Annotated in this window: 19 protein-coding genes and 1 pseudogene; 9 read left to right on the top strand and 11 right to left on the bottom strand. The window is 66.8% G+C overall.

Going from position 1 to position 14,929, the window contains the following annotated elements; genetic code table 11:
• Nucleotides 1–8: 8 nt before the first annotated feature.
• Both phoU and PSR88_RS00560 read right to left on the bottom strand, forming a co-directional pair.
• Nucleotides 9–656, bottom strand: coding sequence for a phosphate signaling complex protein PhoU (gene phoU, locus PSR88_RS00565; protein WP_016884229.1), 648 nt, complete (start codon nucleotides 654–656; stop codon nucleotides 9–11).
• 39 nt (nucleotides 657–695) lie between these two features.
• Nucleotides 696–965, bottom strand: a complete 270-nt coding sequence (locus PSR88_RS00560; RefSeq protein ID WP_011593448.1) for a DUF4235 domain-containing protein — start codon at nucleotides 963–965, stop codon at nucleotides 696–698.
• A gap of 140 nt (nucleotides 966–1,105) precedes the next feature.
• Between PSR88_RS00560 and PSR88_RS00555 the strand changes: the two genes are divergently transcribed.
• Together PSR88_RS00555 and PSR88_RS00550 are read left to right on the top strand one after the other, a co-directional pair.
• A complete protein-coding gene (locus tag PSR88_RS00555) occupies nucleotides 1,106–2,428 on the top strand; it encodes an NAD(P)/FAD-dependent oxidoreductase (RefSeq protein WP_011593447.1) in 1,323 nt (440 codons plus the stop codon).
• 37 nt (nucleotides 2,429–2,465) lie between these two features.
• Complete coding sequence (locus PSR88_RS00550; protein ID WP_029539651.1) at nucleotides 2,466–2,693, top strand: hypothetical protein; 228 nt, start codon at nucleotides 2,466–2,468, stop codon at nucleotides 2,691–2,693.
• Here the strand turns inward: PSR88_RS00550 and PSR88_RS00545 are convergent.
• On the bottom strand, nucleotides 2,690–3,379 hold the full coding sequence (locus PSR88_RS00545; protein ID WP_016884231.1) for an HAD family hydrolase: 690 nt from the start codon (nucleotides 3,377–3,379) through the stop codon (nucleotides 2,690–2,692). The two genes, PSR88_RS00550 and PSR88_RS00545, sit on opposite strands and share 4 nt — an antisense overlap.
• A 78-nt stretch (nucleotides 3,380–3,457) precedes the next feature.
• Between PSR88_RS00545 and PSR88_RS00540 the strand changes: the two genes are divergently transcribed.
• Together PSR88_RS00540 and PSR88_RS00535 are read left to right on the top strand one after the other, a co-directional pair.
• Nucleotides 3,458–3,901, top strand: coding sequence for an SRPBCC family protein (locus PSR88_RS00540; protein ID WP_016884232.1), 444 nt, complete (start codon nucleotides 3,458–3,460; stop codon nucleotides 3,899–3,901).
• 4 nt (nucleotides 3,902–3,905) lie between these two features.
• On the top strand, nucleotides 3,906–5,528 hold the full coding sequence (locus tag PSR88_RS00535; protein WP_016884233.1) for a phytoene desaturase family protein: 1,623 nt from the start codon (nucleotides 3,906–3,908) through the stop codon (nucleotides 5,526–5,528).
• Here the strand turns inward: PSR88_RS00535 and PSR88_RS00530 are convergent.
• Nucleotides 5,525–5,935 carry an NYN domain-containing protein gene (locus PSR88_RS00530; RefSeq protein WP_011593445.1) on the bottom strand — a complete coding sequence of 137 codons (411 nt, stop codon included), beginning with the start codon at nucleotides 5,933–5,935 and terminating at the stop codon, nucleotides 5,525–5,527. The genes PSR88_RS00535 and PSR88_RS00530 overlap by 4 nt on opposite strands.
• Before the next feature lie 85 nt (nucleotides 5,936–6,020).
• Between PSR88_RS00530 and PSR88_RS00525 the strand changes: the two genes are divergently transcribed.
• Nucleotides 6,021–7,004, top strand: a complete 984-nt coding sequence (locus PSR88_RS00525; protein ID WP_016884234.1) for a magnesium transporter CorA family protein — start codon at nucleotides 6,021–6,023, stop codon at nucleotides 7,002–7,004.
• 610 nt (nucleotides 7,005–7,614) lie between these two features.
• Here PSR88_RS00525 and PSR88_RS00520 read toward each other — a convergent pair.
• Entirely contained in the window at nucleotides 7,615–8,760 is a 1,146-nt protein-coding gene (locus PSR88_RS00520) for an RNA polymerase sigma factor (RefSeq protein WP_011593438.1), read from the bottom strand.
• Between the two features lie 6 nt (nucleotides 8,761–8,766).
• Entirely contained in the window at nucleotides 8,767–9,174 is a 408-nt protein-coding gene (locus PSR88_RS00515) for a YciI family protein (protein ID WP_029539652.1), read from the bottom strand.
• A gap of 270 nt (nucleotides 9,175–9,444) precedes the next feature.
• Here PSR88_RS00515 and PSR88_RS00510 point away from each other — a divergent pair, with 270 nt between their 5' ends.
• Nucleotides 9,445–9,669 carry a hypothetical protein gene (locus PSR88_RS00510; RefSeq protein WP_009472660.1) on the top strand — a complete coding sequence of 75 codons (225 nt, stop codon included), beginning with the start codon at nucleotides 9,445–9,447 and terminating at the stop codon, nucleotides 9,667–9,669.
• A 73-nt stretch (nucleotides 9,670–9,742) separates the two neighbouring features.
• Nucleotides 9,743–9,895, top strand: a complete 153-nt coding sequence (locus PSR88_RS00505; protein WP_157180196.1) for a hypothetical protein — start codon at nucleotides 9,743–9,745, stop codon at nucleotides 9,893–9,895.
• 43 nt (nucleotides 9,896–9,938) lie between these two features.
• Here PSR88_RS00505 and PSR88_RS00500 read toward each other — a convergent pair whose 3' ends face one another.
• The 3 genes from PSR88_RS00500 to PSR88_RS00490 form a co-directional block, all read right to left on the bottom strand.
• Nucleotides 9,939–10,262 (bottom strand): hypothetical protein, encoded by a 324-nt coding sequence (locus tag PSR88_RS00500; RefSeq protein ID WP_029539653.1) that lies wholly within the window; start codon nucleotides 10,260–10,262, stop codon nucleotides 9,939–9,941.
• An 11-nt stretch (nucleotides 10,263–10,273) separates the two neighbouring features.
• Nucleotides 10,274–10,714, bottom strand: a complete 441-nt coding sequence (locus tag PSR88_RS00495; RefSeq protein WP_237724183.1) for an STAS domain-containing protein — start codon at nucleotides 10,712–10,714, stop codon at nucleotides 10,274–10,276.
• 247 nt (nucleotides 10,715–10,961) lie between these two features.
• Nucleotides 10,962–11,687 (bottom strand): GAF and ANTAR domain-containing protein, encoded by a 726-nt coding sequence (locus PSR88_RS00490; protein ID WP_016884238.1) that lies wholly within the window; start codon nucleotides 11,685–11,687, stop codon nucleotides 10,962–10,964.
• 91 nt (nucleotides 11,688–11,778) lie between these two features.
• Between PSR88_RS00490 and PSR88_RS00485 the strand changes: the two are divergent.
• Nucleotides 11,779–12,077, top strand: a pseudogene (locus tag PSR88_RS00485) (HNH endonuclease); the annotation flags it as partial.
• A 171-nt stretch (nucleotides 12,078–12,248) separates the two neighbouring features.
• The gene (locus tag PSR88_RS00480; RefSeq protein WP_016884241.1) at nucleotides 12,249–13,982 is read left to right on the top strand and encodes a cutinase family protein; all 1,734 of its coding nucleotides are present in this window, start codon (nucleotides 12,249–12,251) and stop codon (nucleotides 13,980–13,982) included.
• 7 nt (nucleotides 13,983–13,989) lie between these two features.
• Here PSR88_RS00480 and PSR88_RS00475 read toward each other — a convergent pair whose 3' ends face one another.
• Both PSR88_RS00475 and PSR88_RS00470 read right to left on the bottom strand, forming a co-directional pair.
• A complete protein-coding gene (locus PSR88_RS00475) occupies nucleotides 13,990–14,571 on the bottom strand; it encodes a DinB family protein (RefSeq protein WP_029539654.1) in 582 nt (193 codons plus the stop codon).
• Entirely contained in the window at nucleotides 14,568–14,891 is a 324-nt protein-coding gene (locus tag PSR88_RS00470; RefSeq protein WP_016884243.1) for a membrane protein, read from the bottom strand. Before PSR88_RS00470 ends, PSR88_RS00475 begins: the two co-directional genes overlap by 4 nt.
• Nucleotides 14,892–14,929 lie beyond the last annotated feature (38 nt).

Raw genomic sequence — 14,929 nt, 5'->3', positions numbered from 1 at the left:
CGTCGCACTCACTGTTCGGGCAGGCTGCCCGTCTCGAGGAAGATGACGCGCCTGCCGATCTCCACCGTGTGGTCGCAGAACCGCTCGTAGAAACGGCCGAGCAGGGTGATGTCGACGGCCGACTGGACACCGTGCGGCCAGTCCTCGGCCTGGGTGATCGTGAACAGGCTCCGATGGAGATCGTCCATCGCCTCGTCCGCCGTCAGCAAACCGCGTGCGCGCTCGGGATCACGGTGCTGCAGAACCTGCTCGGTTTCCTTCGCCTGCGCGACGGCGACGGCGCCCATCTCGGTGAACACGCCCAAGACTTCGTCGGGAACGACGTGGTCGGGATGCCGTCGGCGCGCGATCTTCGCGATGTGCACCGCGAGACCGCCCATGCGGTGCAGATCCGCGGAGATGTGGAGGCCGCCGACCATGAACCGGAGGTCGTGCGCGACCGGCGCCTGCAGCGCCAGCAGGGCGAAGGCACGCTTCTCCCAGTGCGCCGCGGCATCGTCGAGCTCGCCGCTCACATCGATGACGTGATCGGCGAGCTCGAGGTCTGCCTGCAGCAGTGCGTCGCTCGCCTCCGACATCGCGGTAACGGACAGCCGGCACATGGAGGCCAGATCGCCGGACAGGCTGTCGAGATTCTCCGCGAAACGAGTACGCATCGGCTCAGCCTAGGGGTGTTCTGTGACAACTGCCTCGATCTACCGGGGGTCGTCGTGGGCCAGCTTCCGGTATCCCTGCGCGCCTGCACGGTCTACCGCTGCCTTGACCAGGCCGAATACGGTGCCCTGCACGGCCGCCGCGATCAGCACCTCGCGGGTGCTGCGTGAGAGATCCTTGGGGTCGGGAGCCTCGGCTTCGCCGGCGACGCGCTTCCACACCTGACCGAAGAGCGCGCTTGCCGCGATTCCGCCGGCGACACTCGCGGCCAGCGCCAACGGTTTGTACATTGCCTTCGACACGGCACTCATGTTCCCGCCCTTCGCATTCGATCCCGTCGATCCCGTCGATCGCTCTCGTACGGCGAGTACCCGTATTCGCCGTCCTCACACCGCGATGCCGCGCCGCCGGTGTTGTTTGGTTCGACGCCGGGTTGGGGACAGTGTTCTGTATGACCAACGAATCAGCTGGAGAGCCAACTCGCATCGTCGTGGTGGGAAGCGGCTTCGCCGGATTCGAATGCGCACGCGCTCTCACGCGTCGCCTCCGGGGGACCGATACCCGCATCACCCTGATCTCGGCGCACGACTACATGCTCTACACACCGCTCCTGCCCGAGGTGGCGGGCGGAATCCTGGACGCACGGTTCGTCACGGTTCCGCTGGCCGAGGCGCTGCCGAACGTCGAACTGGTGAAGGGCAACGTCGATTCCGTCGACTTCGAGGCCCGCACCGTGCACGTGACCGACTGCGAGCACGGTGTCGAGGACGTGGCCTGGGACCGGGTGGTGCTCACCCCGGGGTCGGTGACCCGCCTGTTCGACATTCCCGGTCTCGCCGAGCACGCCAGGGGACTCAAGACGCCGGCCGAGGCGCTGTACTTCCGCGACCAGCTGCTCACCCAGATCGAACTCGCAGAGCGGGACACCGACCCTTCGGTCGCCGACGCCCGCCGGACGGTCGTCGTGGTGGGGGCGTCCTACGCGGGCACGGAACTCACCGCCCAACTGCGCGCCCTCGCCGACGAGGCGGCCGCGCGGCGAAACCTCGACCCCGCGAAGATCCGGTTCCTGCTGCTCGACGCCGCCGACACGGTGATGCCGGAGGTGGGCGAGAAGCTGGGCGGCAAGGTGTTGGACGTGCTGCGCTCCCGCGGCATCGACGTGCGACTGGAAACCACGCTGACCGAACTCGGACCCGAACACGTCACGCTCGACGACGGCACCGTGATCCCCACCCGCACCGTCGCCTGGGTGACGGGCGTGACCGCAAGCCCGCTCATCGACACGCTCGGATTACCCACCGAGAAGGGAAGGTTGACGGTCCGCCCCGACCTCTCGGTGGACGGGCATCCCGACGTCTTCGCGGGCGGCGACGCCGCGGCTGTTCCCGATCCGAGGAACAGCGGGTCGATCACCCCACCCACCGCCCAGCACGCCGTCCGGCAAGGGCAGACCCTGGCCCGTAACGTCGCGGCCAGCCTGGGCGTCGGCGACCCGAAACCGTACGGCCACCGCGACATGGGTCTCGTCGTGGATCTCGGCCCCGGGTTCGCCGTCGCGAACCCTCTCGGCATCCAGCTGTCGGGGTTCCTCGCGAAGGTGGTCACGCGCGCCTACCACCTGTACGCCATGCCGAACACGGCCAATCGCTGGGCGGTCGCCCTCGCCTATCTCACCGATCTGCTCTTCCCCCGCCCACTCGTGTCGATCGGACTGGTCACCGATTCGGAATCGCGGTTCGCGGCCGGCGAGGGCGTAGGAGCGCAGCACTGAGCGCACGCCGCCTGCGAACGCAACTAAGGAACCGATGATGGCCGAGAGCAAGAAGGAATTTGTCGCACTACGCCTCGACGAAGTGATCCACGAATGGGAGGCGGACGCGCCTGCCGGTGGTTCGGGATCCGCGGGATCGGAGGGTCCGTTGGTCACAGCGCAGCGCCACCGGGCCGAGATGGACACCGCGACCGACGAGCGTGTCGACGAGATCGCCGAGGCGTATCCCGAGATTGCGCAGGCGTGGTCGTCGCGCGGCGTCTAGGACACCAGCAGCTTCGCCAGCGGACTGGACTCGAGGTTGTCCAGAAGGTCCTGTGCGTCCTCGAACACCGCCGCCGCGCCGGCCTCCGTCAAGTCGGCGCGGGAAATGCCCCCACTGAGGAGTCCGACGAAGGTGACGCCGGCCCGCGAGGCCGCCTTGCCGTCCCACACGGCGTCGCCCACCATCACGGCAGTGCCCGGCGACGTGGACGCGCGGTCCATCGCGGCGCGAACCACCCCAGGATCCGGCTTGGCCTGATCGACGTCCTCGGACGACGTCGTGTGAGCGATGTACGAGTCGACCGACAAGATCTCCCGCAGCACGTCGAGTTCCTCCTCGGGGGCGGAAGTGGCGAGGACGACCTGCACACCGCGCCCGTGCAGTTCCCGGATCAGTTCCCGTGCCCCGGACAGCGGCCGCATGCTGTCCCGCGCGCCGAGGTAGTACGTCGTGTGGAGATCCTTCGCGCGGTCCCCGAGCTCGTCCGCGTCGTCACCGAGAAGCGATTGCAGGAGAAGCGACGAATCCAGTCCGATCGCACGGTGCACCCGCCACGCGTCCACGTCGTGCCCGACCTCCCGGAAGGCCCGCTGCCACGCTCGCACGTGCAGGTAGTTGGAGTCCACCAGGGTGCCGTCGACGTCGAACAGCACTGCTCGGGCGGTGGACGGGGATTTCGCAGACATAGGCTCGAGCAAACCACAGTTTTCGATGTGGTGAACGTGGGTAAGCGCGGAGAGTCCGTCAGGTACTCATTCGAAGGAGTGGTCGTCATCGAGGCACAACACGACACGTCGGCGTCGGTGTCGGACGTGTGGTCCGTTCTCGCCAACGGGTGGCTGTACCCGTCCTGGGTGGTCGGGGCGTCACGCATGCGTGCCGTCTCCGCCGAATGGCCCGCCGTCGGGAGCCGTCTGCACCATTCCGTCGGCGCCTGGCCCGCGTTGATCGACGACTCCACCGAGGTCCTCTTCGCCGAAGAGAATCGTGAACTTCGGCTGCTCGCCCAGGTGACGCCCACGAAGGCTGTCGTGCGACTGCGACTCGAGCCGCGTGAATCCGGCTGCCACCTCCGCATGTCGGAGGCAGCAGCCTCCGTACCGTTGAAGTGGGTTCCGCAGACGGCGCAAGACCTCGCGGTCCTCCCGCGCAACCTGGAATGTCTACGCCGGCTCTCGTTCCTGGCCGAGCGAAACACGAAACCCTGACGCCGTGACAGTGCGGACTGTCGACGCCGTCGTCATCGGGGCCGGGCCCAATGGTCTCGCCGCAACGGCCACCCTGGCGGAGGCCGGCTGGGACGTCGTACTTCTCGAACAACAACCCGAACCGGGTGGCGCCGTCAGGTCGGCCGAGCTCTTCCCTGGTTTCCGCACCGACCTGTTCAGTGCGTTCTATCCCCTGGCTGCGGTGTCGCCGGCGATCCGGCACCTCGACCTCGAAGGTGTCGGTCTGCGATGGAGTCAGGCGCCCGCCGCGGTCGGGCACCCCAGGCACCCGCACGACGACGATGCCCCACTGATCCACCGGGATCCGACCGACACCGCCGCCGACCTCGAGCGCAGGCAACCGGGGGACGGACAGGCGTGGCTCCGGCTCTTCGAGCAGTGGAAGGACGTGAAGGAACCGTTCCTCGACACCCTGTTCAGCCCGTTTCCTCCCGTCCGTGGACCGCGGCGACTGTTGTCGCAGCTCGGCACCGCGGAAGCCCTCCGGCTCGTCCGCTTCCTCATGCTGCCCGCACGCCGGATGACGCACGAGTTGTTCGACGGCGAATCCGCCCGGGTGCTGTTGCTGGGCAACGCAATGCACGCCGACACACCGGTCGACGCACCGGGGAGCGGAGTCATGGGATATCTCCTGACCATGCTCGCGCAGGACGACGGGTACGTCGTCCCGGTCGGTGGGGCCGGCGCCCTCTCCGCCGCAATGGCGGAACGAGCGAGACGAAACGGCGCGGAAATTCGGTGCGGCGAGGAGGTGACGTCGATCGAGGCAACCGGGGGAGTGGCGACAGAGGTTCGGACGGCGGGCGGCGACCGTTATCTGGTCAAGCGCGCGGTGCTCGCCGATGTCTCCGCGCCCGCACTCTACGGACGGCTGCTGGATTCCTCCGTGGTCCCCGCCGGTGTCCGTGCAGACCTCGAGAAGTTCGAGTGGGATACCCCCGTCGTCAAGGTGAACTACGCTCTCGACCGCAAGATTCCGTGGCGGTCGCGGAGCCTCGAATCCGCCGGAACGGTGCATCTGGGCGCCGACGACAACGGACTGGTCCGGTGGATGGCCGACCTGACCACAGGCGTGATCCCGACAGACCCGTTCCTGCTGTTCGGTCAGATGACGACGTCGGACCCCAGCCGTTCGCCCGAGGGAACCGAAAGCGCCTGGGCTTACACGCATCTTCCGCGGGGAATCACGGACGACGAATCGGCCGAGTTGCTGGCGCACCGAGTGGACGCGATGCTCGAATCGCATGCGCCGGGGTTCGCCGAGCGGGTGGTGGGGCGCAATGTGCAGCGTCCGGGTGACCTCGAGGCGAGCAACGCGAACCTGCACGGCGGCGCCGTCAACGGCGGCACCGCCCAGCTGTACCAGCAGCTCGTCTTCCGCCCGACCCCAGGTTCGTCCGGGCCCTACACGTCCATCGACCGGCTGTACCTGGCCAGCTCGGCCGCCCATCCGGGCGGCGGCGTCCACGGTATGTGTGGGTACAACGCGGCCCGTGCCGCCCTGGCCGACCACGGGCGGTGGGGGTTGGTGCGGCGGAAGGTCCGCAGCCGCATCCTCGACCTCGTGGTCACCCCCGACGGTAAGCGGTCGCCGCACCACCGCTAGGTGTTGATGCGGTCCAGGAGCCAGCGCGGACCGATCGTGGTGGCCCCGAGCGCCTCGACTCGGTCGCGGAGTTCTCGGTCTGCGGTGACGACGGTGATCGGCCGGTCGCCGTCCTCCTCGGCGGCTGCGGCCACCACATCGACGATCGCGTCGTCGCCCGAACCGGGCGCCGACACCACGTGCAGACCCTCGAATTCCGGGTTGGTCTCACCGGTGACCGCGGCCTTCGCCGCGCCCTCGAGGACGACCACCACCTCGGCCGGCCGGTCCAGGCGCTGTTCGAGGGTGCCGAGCTTGGCGAGCAATTGTCGGGCCGCACCGGCACGATCACGCCACCAACCGTCGGGTCGCGAGCCGACGACGTTCGCAGCATCCACCACAACCAGCGCAATTTTGTCGTCAACCACGCCCTCAGTCTCCTCTCTCCTCGCACACCCCGTGTGGGTGCTATGACAGAGGAGACGGTCTGTCCGTCGTGGAGAGGAGGCCGATATGGACGTCCGCTTCATCTCCCGTGACGATGTGCGTTCGTGTGCGGTGACAGAACTGAGGGCGTTGCTCGACCGGCCCGACGGATTGGTCTGGGTGGATGTCCCGACCTGGGACGAGCAGGCGAACGACGCATTGACCACGATTTTCGGCTTCCATCCTCTCGCCGTGCGGGATTCGATGAACCGCAATCAGGTGCCGAAGGTGCACAGGTATGAGGACCACTTCTTCGTGGTTCTGCACGCGCCGCAGTCGGGAGCGCACGGGCACGTGCACTACGTCGAACTGGACCAGTTCATCGGCGGCCGGTACCTGGTCACCGTGCACGGCCCGGTGAATCCAGCGATCGATCCCGCGACCGCAATGGTCGAGGTGAATGCGGTGCTGGGCCGGTTGAAGTCGGGAAAGTTGCAGCCGAGCAACGCATTCGAGTTGTCCTTCGCATTGCTCGCCGCATTGACGGCTCGGATGCGGGCGTACACCGCCGAGTTGACCAAGGACGTGTGGAAGCTCGAGCAACAGGTCACCGGCGGGCACCTCGGTAATCCGGAAACCTTTCTCGACGAGATGTTCCGGGTCCGACACGGTCTGCTCACGGTCGGCACCATGGCCGCGCTGAGCCGAGAGGTCTACGGCCGCATGGTCACCATCGAGGCGTTCGGCGCCGGCAAGGGGCAGGACCTCCTCCTAGACGCGGTCGACCAGTTCCAGCATCTGACCGTGATGGCCAAGGGCCAGAAGGACTACCTCCAGGGCACGATCGAGTTCTACCAGGCACGCACGAACACCAAAATGACCATTGCCGCCGAGCGACTCGCCGTCATCGCGGCCGTCACGTTGCCGATCACGGCGTTGTCTTCGATCATCGGCATGAATGTGATCGTGAACGAACGGACGCAATGGCTCTCGGTTGCCGCGATCGTGCTCGTGATGCTCGCGATGTCCGGGGCACTACTCGTCTGGGCGAAGCGTAAAGGCTGGTTCTGAAGCCTGTAGTTGCGTTCTGCGGGGGAGTGGTGGACTCGGCGGCATGGGCGTGCCTGGTGTGGGGGAGGACACGTAAGCAGCTCGTGGCATTCCCACGATCTGCGACTCCTGCAGGCTCGTCGGAAATCGCCGCATCAGTTTCCCAATAATTCGATGGGTAAGACTCTGGCTCGGACGGAACGCCGATATTACCCGAATTCAGGTGGTCGCCGCACGGCGTCGGGGTAGTGGGACGCTGTCTGCACCTCTCGACTCGTTCAAAACCTGTTCGGACTGCTTAGACGCTGAGGCCTTCAGGCCGATGCCGGGGTAGGGGAGAGGACGCTGCGGGGCCGGCCGAGCGGCCAGGGGGAGGGGAGCCGCACGCCCGGCAGTCGTCAGTCGAATAGCGGTCGGCAGTGAGCAGGAATCGCGTATGTAGCCATCCCGTCATCGGCCTTGATAGTGTTCCATCGCCGATACTTGAATCGGGCCGTGACGGAACACGGTGATTTACCGAATTAAGCGGGTCGCCACAGCATCAACCAACCGTCCTCACCACAACCAGCACCGATCCTTTCTTGAGCCAATCACCCCCTAACCGGCTATTAAGCGGTGGCGTGGTCGCTGCTCAACTGCGCAGCTGAGCGTTGAGCCGAGCGGCCTGTCGCGTGAGGTGGTCCCGTTCGGGGAGGTTGGGCGCCGACCGGGCAGCTTCGGCGTAGAGCTGTGCTGCGGTGACCGGGTCCCCGTCACGCTCATGTAGGTACGCCGCGGCCGCGGAGTACCGGGGAAGGGTGGGGTCGAGCCCCGACAGGGCGGCCAAGCCCGCCCTCGCGCCGTCTGCCTCTCCGACGGCGACGGCCCGGTTGAGGCGGGCCACCGGGCTGTCGGTGAGGCGCACCAGTTCGTCGTACCACTCGACGATCTGCACCCAGTCGGTCTCCGCGGACGTCCGGGCGTCGGCATGGAGCGCAGCGATGGCGGCTTGGGCCTGGAACTCGCCCAGTCGGTCGCGGTCGAGGGCCGACTGGAGCACGACGACGCCCTCGGCGATCAGGCGGGTGTCCCACAGACTGCGGTCCTGCTCGGCAAGAGGCACGAGGCTGCCGTCGGTGCGGGTCCGCGCCGGGCGCCGTGCGTGGTGGAGCAGCATGAGCGCGAGCAGGCCCGCGACCTCCTCGTGGTCGGTCTTGGCCGCCAGCTGGCGAGTGAGCCGGATCGCCTCGGCGGCGAGATCGATACTGCCGCCGTAGCCCTCGTTGTAGACCAGGTAGAGCACGCGCAACACCGTGGCGACGTCTCCGGGCTGGTTGAACCGCACGTCCGAGACGGTCCGCTTGGCCCTGCTTATCCGTTGGGCCATCGTCGACTCGGGCACGAGGTAGGCCTGCGCGATCTGACGCGTGGTCAGGCCGCTGACCGCGCGCAGCGTGAGCGCGACAGCCGAGGCAGGTGTCAGCGATGGGTGCGCGCACAGGAAGTACAGCTGGAGTGTGTCGTCCACCGCCTCGCCAGGTTCGGGGGAGGGCTCGGCATCGACGCGTGCCTCGCGGTACCGCCGCGAGGAATCGGAGCGGGTGGCGTCGAGGAACTTGCGCCAGGCCACGGTGACCAGCCAGCCCCTGGGGTCGCGCGGTGGGTCGTCCGGCCACGCGCGCACGGCCTCGATCAGAGCGTCCTGCACGGCGTCCTCGGCCGCCGCGAAGTCTGCCCCGCGACGGACGAGGACGCCGATCACGGTGGGGGTGAGGGTCCGCAGAAGGGCGTCGTCCACCGTGCATCACTCCGTAGCGGTGGGAGAGACGGCCAGGAATGGGCGCACCCCGAGCCATTCGTGGATCGGTTTACCATCCGCACCCGGGGCCGCGGACAGCTCGCCGGCCAGCTCGAGTGCCCGCTCGTGGGTCTCGACGTCGATCACCATCCAGCCGGCGATCAGGTCCTTGGTCTCCGCGAACGGGCCGTCGGTGACCGGCGGTCGTCCCTCGCCGTCGTAGCGGACGAACGTGCCCTCCGGGGAGAGTGCCTGACTGTCGACGAACTCGCCGGTGCTTTCGAGCCGAGCGGCGAAGTCGTTCATGTACTGCACGTAGGCGGAGATCTCCTCCGGCGTCCACTGGTCCATGGCCACGTCGTCGACCGATGCGGGCGCGCCCCGGTAGTGCCCGAGCAGCAGGTACTTGGCCATCGTGCTCTCCTTGGTGCGGTACGGCCCATTCTGGCCGTGTTCACTCCGGGGACGAAGCCGCGCGCGGCTTCTCGACATCCCTGCACGGATTTTCTCGATCGTCGCTTTCCGTGACGGACGGTCAACTGCTCCACCGTTCGACGATGATCCCTTCGGCCTGCACATGGTGCAGATAGCACCGACTGGCGCGTGGGGCTTGTTGTGATGTACAACATACTCGTAAGTTTGTGACTCACGTCACTCAGCTCCTACGACGGGGTACGCCAACACATGACCCGCACCACGGTGCACCAGGACGACCAGCGCACAATGTCGCCGCCCTCTGCCGAGGAGCCGCCGCACCGCCACACGCTCCGTCCGATCGCATACATCGCCTCTGTCTCGGCGGCAACCGCAACTGCGCCGGCCGCCGTCGTGACGGGATCCGTCCTCGTCGCCGTCGCCACCTCCGTGTCAGTGCTCGCCGCTGTAGTACTCGCCGCGCTCCTGATCTAACCGTCCGCCTCGCGGACGCACCCTTCGACCACCACGCGGCACTCGCCGGCGCAGAAGACAGAAAGCACTTCACATGAACACCTTCTCCAGGCCCACCTCAGCCCGTAATCGCGGCTTCGCTGCCCCCTCCCGTGGCTCGATGAGCACGGTCGAGATCAAGAACCGCATCGAAGCAATGTTCCGCGAGGACGACGAGCGCGAGTCGAAGGCAGTCCGAGCGGAGTAGTAGTGCCGGCGCCGGCTCTCAGCACGTATCGGCGCGCACTTCCTCACGAAGTGGCGGAGGTCTCCTGATCACAGGCGCGGGCCGGCCGGCGCAGGTCACCGCCGTACTCGTCGTCGACTCGAACCGCGGCGGCGTGCAGCCGGGTAGCCGTGCTCCCGTCATAGCGCACGTAACCTGCTCTGCCGAGTGCGGAGATGATCGTGCGACGGTGTGCCGGCGACAGCAGTTGAAAAAGAATCGTCGGGGTGTCCTTCAAGGTCACGTGCGACTCGGACACGTACGTCGGACCGGCCGTGTCGAGAAGCACACGCACGGTCTCCGCGACGCTTGCCGTCGGATGCCCACGAGGAGGCTGCCTCCCGGACATGTCGACTCCGATCAGCCGTGTGCGATCTTCTCCACCGTGTCGAAGGCGTCGCGAACCGTGCGGCACGTGGGGATCATCGCGTCGAGGCCGATGGCCTCGACGGGCCGGAGCACCGCTCGATTCCCCGCCAGCGCCCAGGTAATGTGCTGCCGCCGAGCAGACTCCGCAAACTCGGACAGTATCGACAATCCCGAGGTTCCGACGAAGTCGACTGCGGTCATGTCGACGATGATGCGTGACGGGGTCCCGTCGGTCAGGTGCGCGAGGGCGAGCGCGAACGAAGGTGCGGCGAGCACGTCGATGTCGCCGGAAACTCGTCCCACAGTGGCGTCCGGCGCGAATTCGACGGCCATCCGCACTCCACTATTATTGGGGTGCGCATTCCGAGTGCGGTGGCGGGTGGCCCGCGCGGTGCGGGGAGTGACCCGGAACGACGTGCGTAACAGTTTCATGACCCTCCGATCGCGGGCACTCTGTGCGAGTCCGTGCGCCGCGCGGGCACTCTGTGCGAGTCCGTGCGCCGCAAGGAGCGCAACGGCACCGAGACCGCAGCGGGAGCGCACACAACATCTGTCCACCGCGCACCGCTGCGGCCCCCGGACAATCTGCGGCTGTGTTCTCAACCACGCGCGATAAACATTACGTCTACAGCAGATGGGCATCAACCGATTGCCAACGTGGTCGAGCGGGGAGGTCTCGTCAGTCGAACTTCGAATTGTGATGCGCGATGACTTCCCGTGCGACACCCGTGAGCTTGATGTTCATGTCCTGCGACGTCTTGCGCAGCAAGTCGAATGCTCTTCCTTCGGAGATGTCGTGGAAGGCCATCAACAGTCCGATCGCTTTTCCGATCTCGCGGTTGCTGGCCAGGCCCTCACGCAAGGTCTGTGCTTCCTGATGTTCGTGGAGCGCTGTCAGCGTCACCGCCGCGAAGGCCGTGATCAGAATCGCCTGATCGATCGATTTGTCGGTGAATTCTCCGGCGTTGTCCGAGAACAGATTGAGGGCGCCGACCTTGCGTCCACGGATCATGAGCCGGAAACCGGCAGCGCCCCGGACCGGGGTTTCGGCAATCGCCCGACGGGCAAGGCGCGGCCACTGCGTCGAACGGGCGAGCTCGCTCTCGACCTGCGGTGCGTCGTTCTCGATCGCATCGAGGCAGGGCCCCTCCTGCTCGGCTCGCTCGAGCGCGTCGACCTGGGCTGCGATGTCATCGCTCGCGGCGACGGTGACGTGGCGATCGTTCTCCTTCAGCATGAGGCTGGCGTGGGCACACCCGGGAACCAAAGTGGCAGCGGCATCGCAGATGGCCTGGTAGACCTGAGTGAAGTCGTCGCCGTTGTAGACCATCTCGGCCAGCCTCGCGAAGACGGCACTGGGCGCGTCGCCTCCGGTATGCGTCATCTCCGAAGGACCATTCGGCATTGTTCGCCTCCCGACGTGCACCAACGCGGCGTGAACCGACGTCGCAAGACTCGCGACGTCCGATCAATTCTGCCAGAACGGCAACGACCACTTGAGCGCAGAGGGGTTGAAGTCGGTCGGGTACGCGGCGCAGGCGGTGATCACCGACGACGTCGCCACCCGTACTCGCGCGGAGCAAAAGGCTGCGGGGTTTACCGCAGGTGGAGCGGGACCGGGGTATCGCGTCGCAGATTCGCGCAGGCGCTGGTGCACGAGATGCCGCACACCCTGGCTCTGCTGCAAACCGGTCGGCTGAACGAATGGCGAGCCACCCTGCTGGTGCGGGAGACAGCGTGTCTGTCGGCCGCGGATCGGGCGATCGTCGACCGCCGGTGGTGCTCGGACCCGGCCGCGGCCCGAGATTCGGCGGTCGAGACCCTTCTGATCACACACCTCCGCGCCTCGTGAACGACGCCTTCCGAGGCGGACGTGTAACGCCGTTGCTGCAATGTGCGACTTGTCTGTTAACGCGTTGACACCTACCGGGTTTTCGACACGGGCTACGAACGGATGGGGTAGACCATGAAACGTCGCGTTTCGGCACGCAAGGTCGCGCATCGACGAAGGATCGTAGGCAGTCTGATCGCTCCCGGCGCGTTGGGGCTGGCGGCGCTGCTCGCGACTCCGTGGTCGAATCCGGGTTCACCGGCCACGACGGCGACAGCCTTGACGGCGGCGGCCTCGGACGCGTGCTACGACATGGTCAGCATCGCCGTCGCCGGCCGCGGTGACACCCCGCGCGACGGGACCCGAATGCTCGTGGCACCCGATGGCACACGGCTTCCCGCGTCGTACTCCAGCGACTACAGCAGTCCATGGATCGACGAGGTGGTGAATGCGCCGCAGCAATCCGTCGGCGGTGGGTCATATGCCGCGGTCTACATCGAGTATCCGGCCAACATGAACTCGTACGAGGACGCCGTGAACGCCGGCGTCGACAACACCGAGACCGTGATGCGGTCGATTCACGCGTCGTGCCCGGACACGAAGTTCTCGATCGTCGGCTACAGCGAGGGCGCCGATGTGGCACGGCGGGTTGCGATGGAGGTCGGCAACCAGGACGGCCGGGACGGCTCGTACGACATCCTCGATCCGGCGGCCGTGGTCGGTGTGGTCATCCTGGCGGATGCCGGCCGCAACCTCGGGGGAGGGCCATTTCCCGGTTCGGAGAACGAATTCCGCAATCCCGACGGCTTCGACCTTGCCTACCAGTCGGGGCAGCCGGGCACGTCCGGGCGGGGAGCGTTGCCCAGCACGTCGGGCAGCTTCGGTGCCCTGGACGGGAAGGTGGCATCGTTCTGCTCGGAAGGCGACCTGACCTGCTCCGCACCCGAGAACATTGCGCTACTGCAGCTCGCGATCAACGTGGGACGGCAACTGAACGTCGACTCGCTGCAGAAGGATGGGCTGACCCCCGCGACGGGACAGGATCTCGCGGTGGTGCTCGGGCAGATCGCCCTCGCCGCGTTCGCGGACATCCAGTCGCAAGGCGATTGGATGCAGTCCGACGAGACTTTCCTCGACGTTCTGATCAAGGTGTCGGATCCGGCGTACAAGCCCGATAGCGGTGCGGCGCAATCGGACACGTCAACTGGTCCGATCTCGTCAAATCAGGCGGTCGACCTGGTCTACCTGCCTGCGAAGGTGCGGAACGAGATCATCGGGTTCATCGCGGACAATCAGAACACGATCCAGGTGGCGATGAGCGACCCGTATCAGCAGACGCTGGGGGAGGGGACCGGCCATCACTTCGACTACTGGCGTGATGCGAATGCCGGCAGCGGGAAACCGCTGACTTCTGCCCAGTACGCCGCAGCGTGGTTGACCCACCTGGCGCAGGAGGCGGAGAAGGGCGAGTCGCGCGCGGCCGCGGCGGAAGCGTCGACCGCGAAACTTGCCTCTGCCTCCACGAAGGAAACGGAAACGGAAGCGGCTCGGGTCGCACCCACCACCACGGACAGCGCGAAAAAGGCTCAGTTGGCGGGCAACCCGGTCAGCGCGACCACCACGACCAGCAGTTCGCCGACCCCCACGACGACGGTCGCGACGACGACGTCACCGGAACCCACGACGGCTGTGGAAGTGGCCGCAGAAACCACGACCTCGGTGTCGGCGCCTCAGGCCGTCGCCGGAACACCGGACACATCCGTGGTGACTACCACCGCGGCGGAACCCACCACGACCACTGAATCGGAGTCACCGACGACCACCACGCCGGTCGTCACCACGACGACGCTTCAACCGGCGGCCGGGTGACGCCCGATCAGCCCTGGCCGGCTTCGCGTGCGGCACGTTCGAGACGGGTCCGGTAGGTCTCCCACCACATCCGGTCTTCTGCGGGCACGTTGGTGTTGTCCGCGCGCATGCCGACCGTGCCGTCGACGAGTTCGCGGACGATGTCGGCGTGCCCTGCGTGCCGGTGGGTTTCGGCGATCACGTGCACGAGAATCCGGTGCAGGGTGACGTCGCGGTGGTCGCCCGGCCAGTGCGCCACCCGGCCGGGCGCGTCGAGGGGTAGAGCCCGGATGGTGTGGTCGGCGTGCGCCCACGCTGTCCGGTACTGCCCGACGATGTACTCGCGTGACTCGCCGGGGGTCGCCCACATGTCCACGTTGTCTTCGGCGGCGTCGGTCACCCACGGTGGGTATTCGACGGATCGGCCGAAGGTCTCGCCGAAGTAGCCGATCTCGACGCCCGTCAGGTGTTTGACCAACCCCAGCAGGTTCGTGCCGGTCGGGGTCATCGGCCGACGGGTGTCGTATTCGGACAGCCCGTCAAGCTTCCACAGCAGAGCGTCGCGGGCGGCTTGGAGGTACTGGTGAAGGTCCACCTTCGGATCTGTCAATGCCCTTCCTGCTCGGTCAGTTCCTTGCCTTCGAGGGCCTTGACGCGCCGCCGTTCGAGGAGAACGAGACCCGTGCCGACGACGAGGCACAGGACGCAGGCGATGCCACCGATCAGCGCCCAGCCCTCGAATCCGTAGCCGGCCGCGACCAGTGTCAGACCGAGCACGGCGATTCCGGCGGCGATCAGGATGTATCCCGGCCAGTTCCGGCTGTCGGTGATCGCCTCACCGGCGTGATTGCGCATGGTGTGCGCATCGTCCTGGGGGTGATGCTCGGAGTTCAATTCGCGGCTGGGTCCGTTGTCCGGCTGATACGTCACTACAGTCCTCCTGTGCGCGAGTGGTGATCTGAGTTTCA

This window comes from Rhodococcus sp. DK176 (assembly GCF_038447315.2).
Taxonomy (GTDB): domain Bacteria; phylum Actinomycetota; class Actinomycetes; order Mycobacteriales; family Mycobacteriaceae; genus Rhodococcus_F; species Rhodococcus_F jostii_A.
The sequence above is the reverse complement of the archived record's forward strand: the minus strand, read 5'-3'. Positions and strand labels throughout refer to the sequence as shown.

Coding starts and splice junctions, on each gene's coding strand:
- phoU (WP_016884229.1), bottom strand. CDS start 656: ATGCGTACTCGTTTCGCGGAGAATCTCGACAGCCTGTCCGGCGATCTG.
- PSR88_RS00560 (WP_011593448.1), bottom strand. CDS start 965: ATGAGTGCCGTGTCGAAGGCAATGTACAAACCGTTGGCGCTGGCCGCG.
- PSR88_RS00555 (WP_011593447.1), top strand. CDS start 1,106: ATGACCAACGAATCAGCTGGAGAGCCAACTCGCATCGTCGTGGTGGGA.
- PSR88_RS00550 (WP_029539651.1), top strand. CDS start 2,466: ATGGCCGAGAGCAAGAAGGAATTTGTCGCACTACGCCTCGACGAAGTG.
- PSR88_RS00545 (WP_016884231.1), bottom strand. CDS start 3,379: ATGTCTGCGAAATCCCCGTCCACCGCCCGAGCAGTGCTGTTCGACGTC.
- PSR88_RS00525 (WP_016884234.1), top strand. CDS start 6,021: ATGGACGTCCGCTTCATCTCCCGTGACGATGTGCGTTCGTGTGCGGTG.
- PSR88_RS00515 (WP_029539652.1), bottom strand. CDS start 9,174: ATGGCCAAGTACCTGCTGCTCGGGCACTACCGGGGCGCGCCCGCATCG.
- PSR88_RS00510 (WP_009472660.1), top strand. CDS start 9,445: ATGACCCGCACCACGGTGCACCAGGACGACCAGCGCACAATGTCGCCG.
- PSR88_RS00505 (WP_157180196.1), top strand. CDS start 9,743: ATGAACACCTTCTCCAGGCCCACCTCAGCCCGTAATCGCGGCTTCGCT.
- PSR88_RS00500 (WP_029539653.1), bottom strand. CDS start 10,262: ATGTCCGGGAGGCAGCCTCCTCGTGGGCATCCGACGGCAAGCGTCGCG.
- PSR88_RS00495 (WP_237724183.1), bottom strand. CDS start 10,714: ATGAAACTGTTACGCACGTCGTTCCGGGTCACTCCCCGCACCGCGCGG.
- PSR88_RS00490 (WP_016884238.1), bottom strand. CDS start 11,687: ATGCCGAATGGTCCTTCGGAGATGACGCATACCGGAGGCGACGCGCCC.
- PSR88_RS00480 (WP_016884241.1), top strand. CDS start 12,249: ATGAAACGTCGCGTTTCGGCACGCAAGGTCGCGCATCGACGAAGGATC.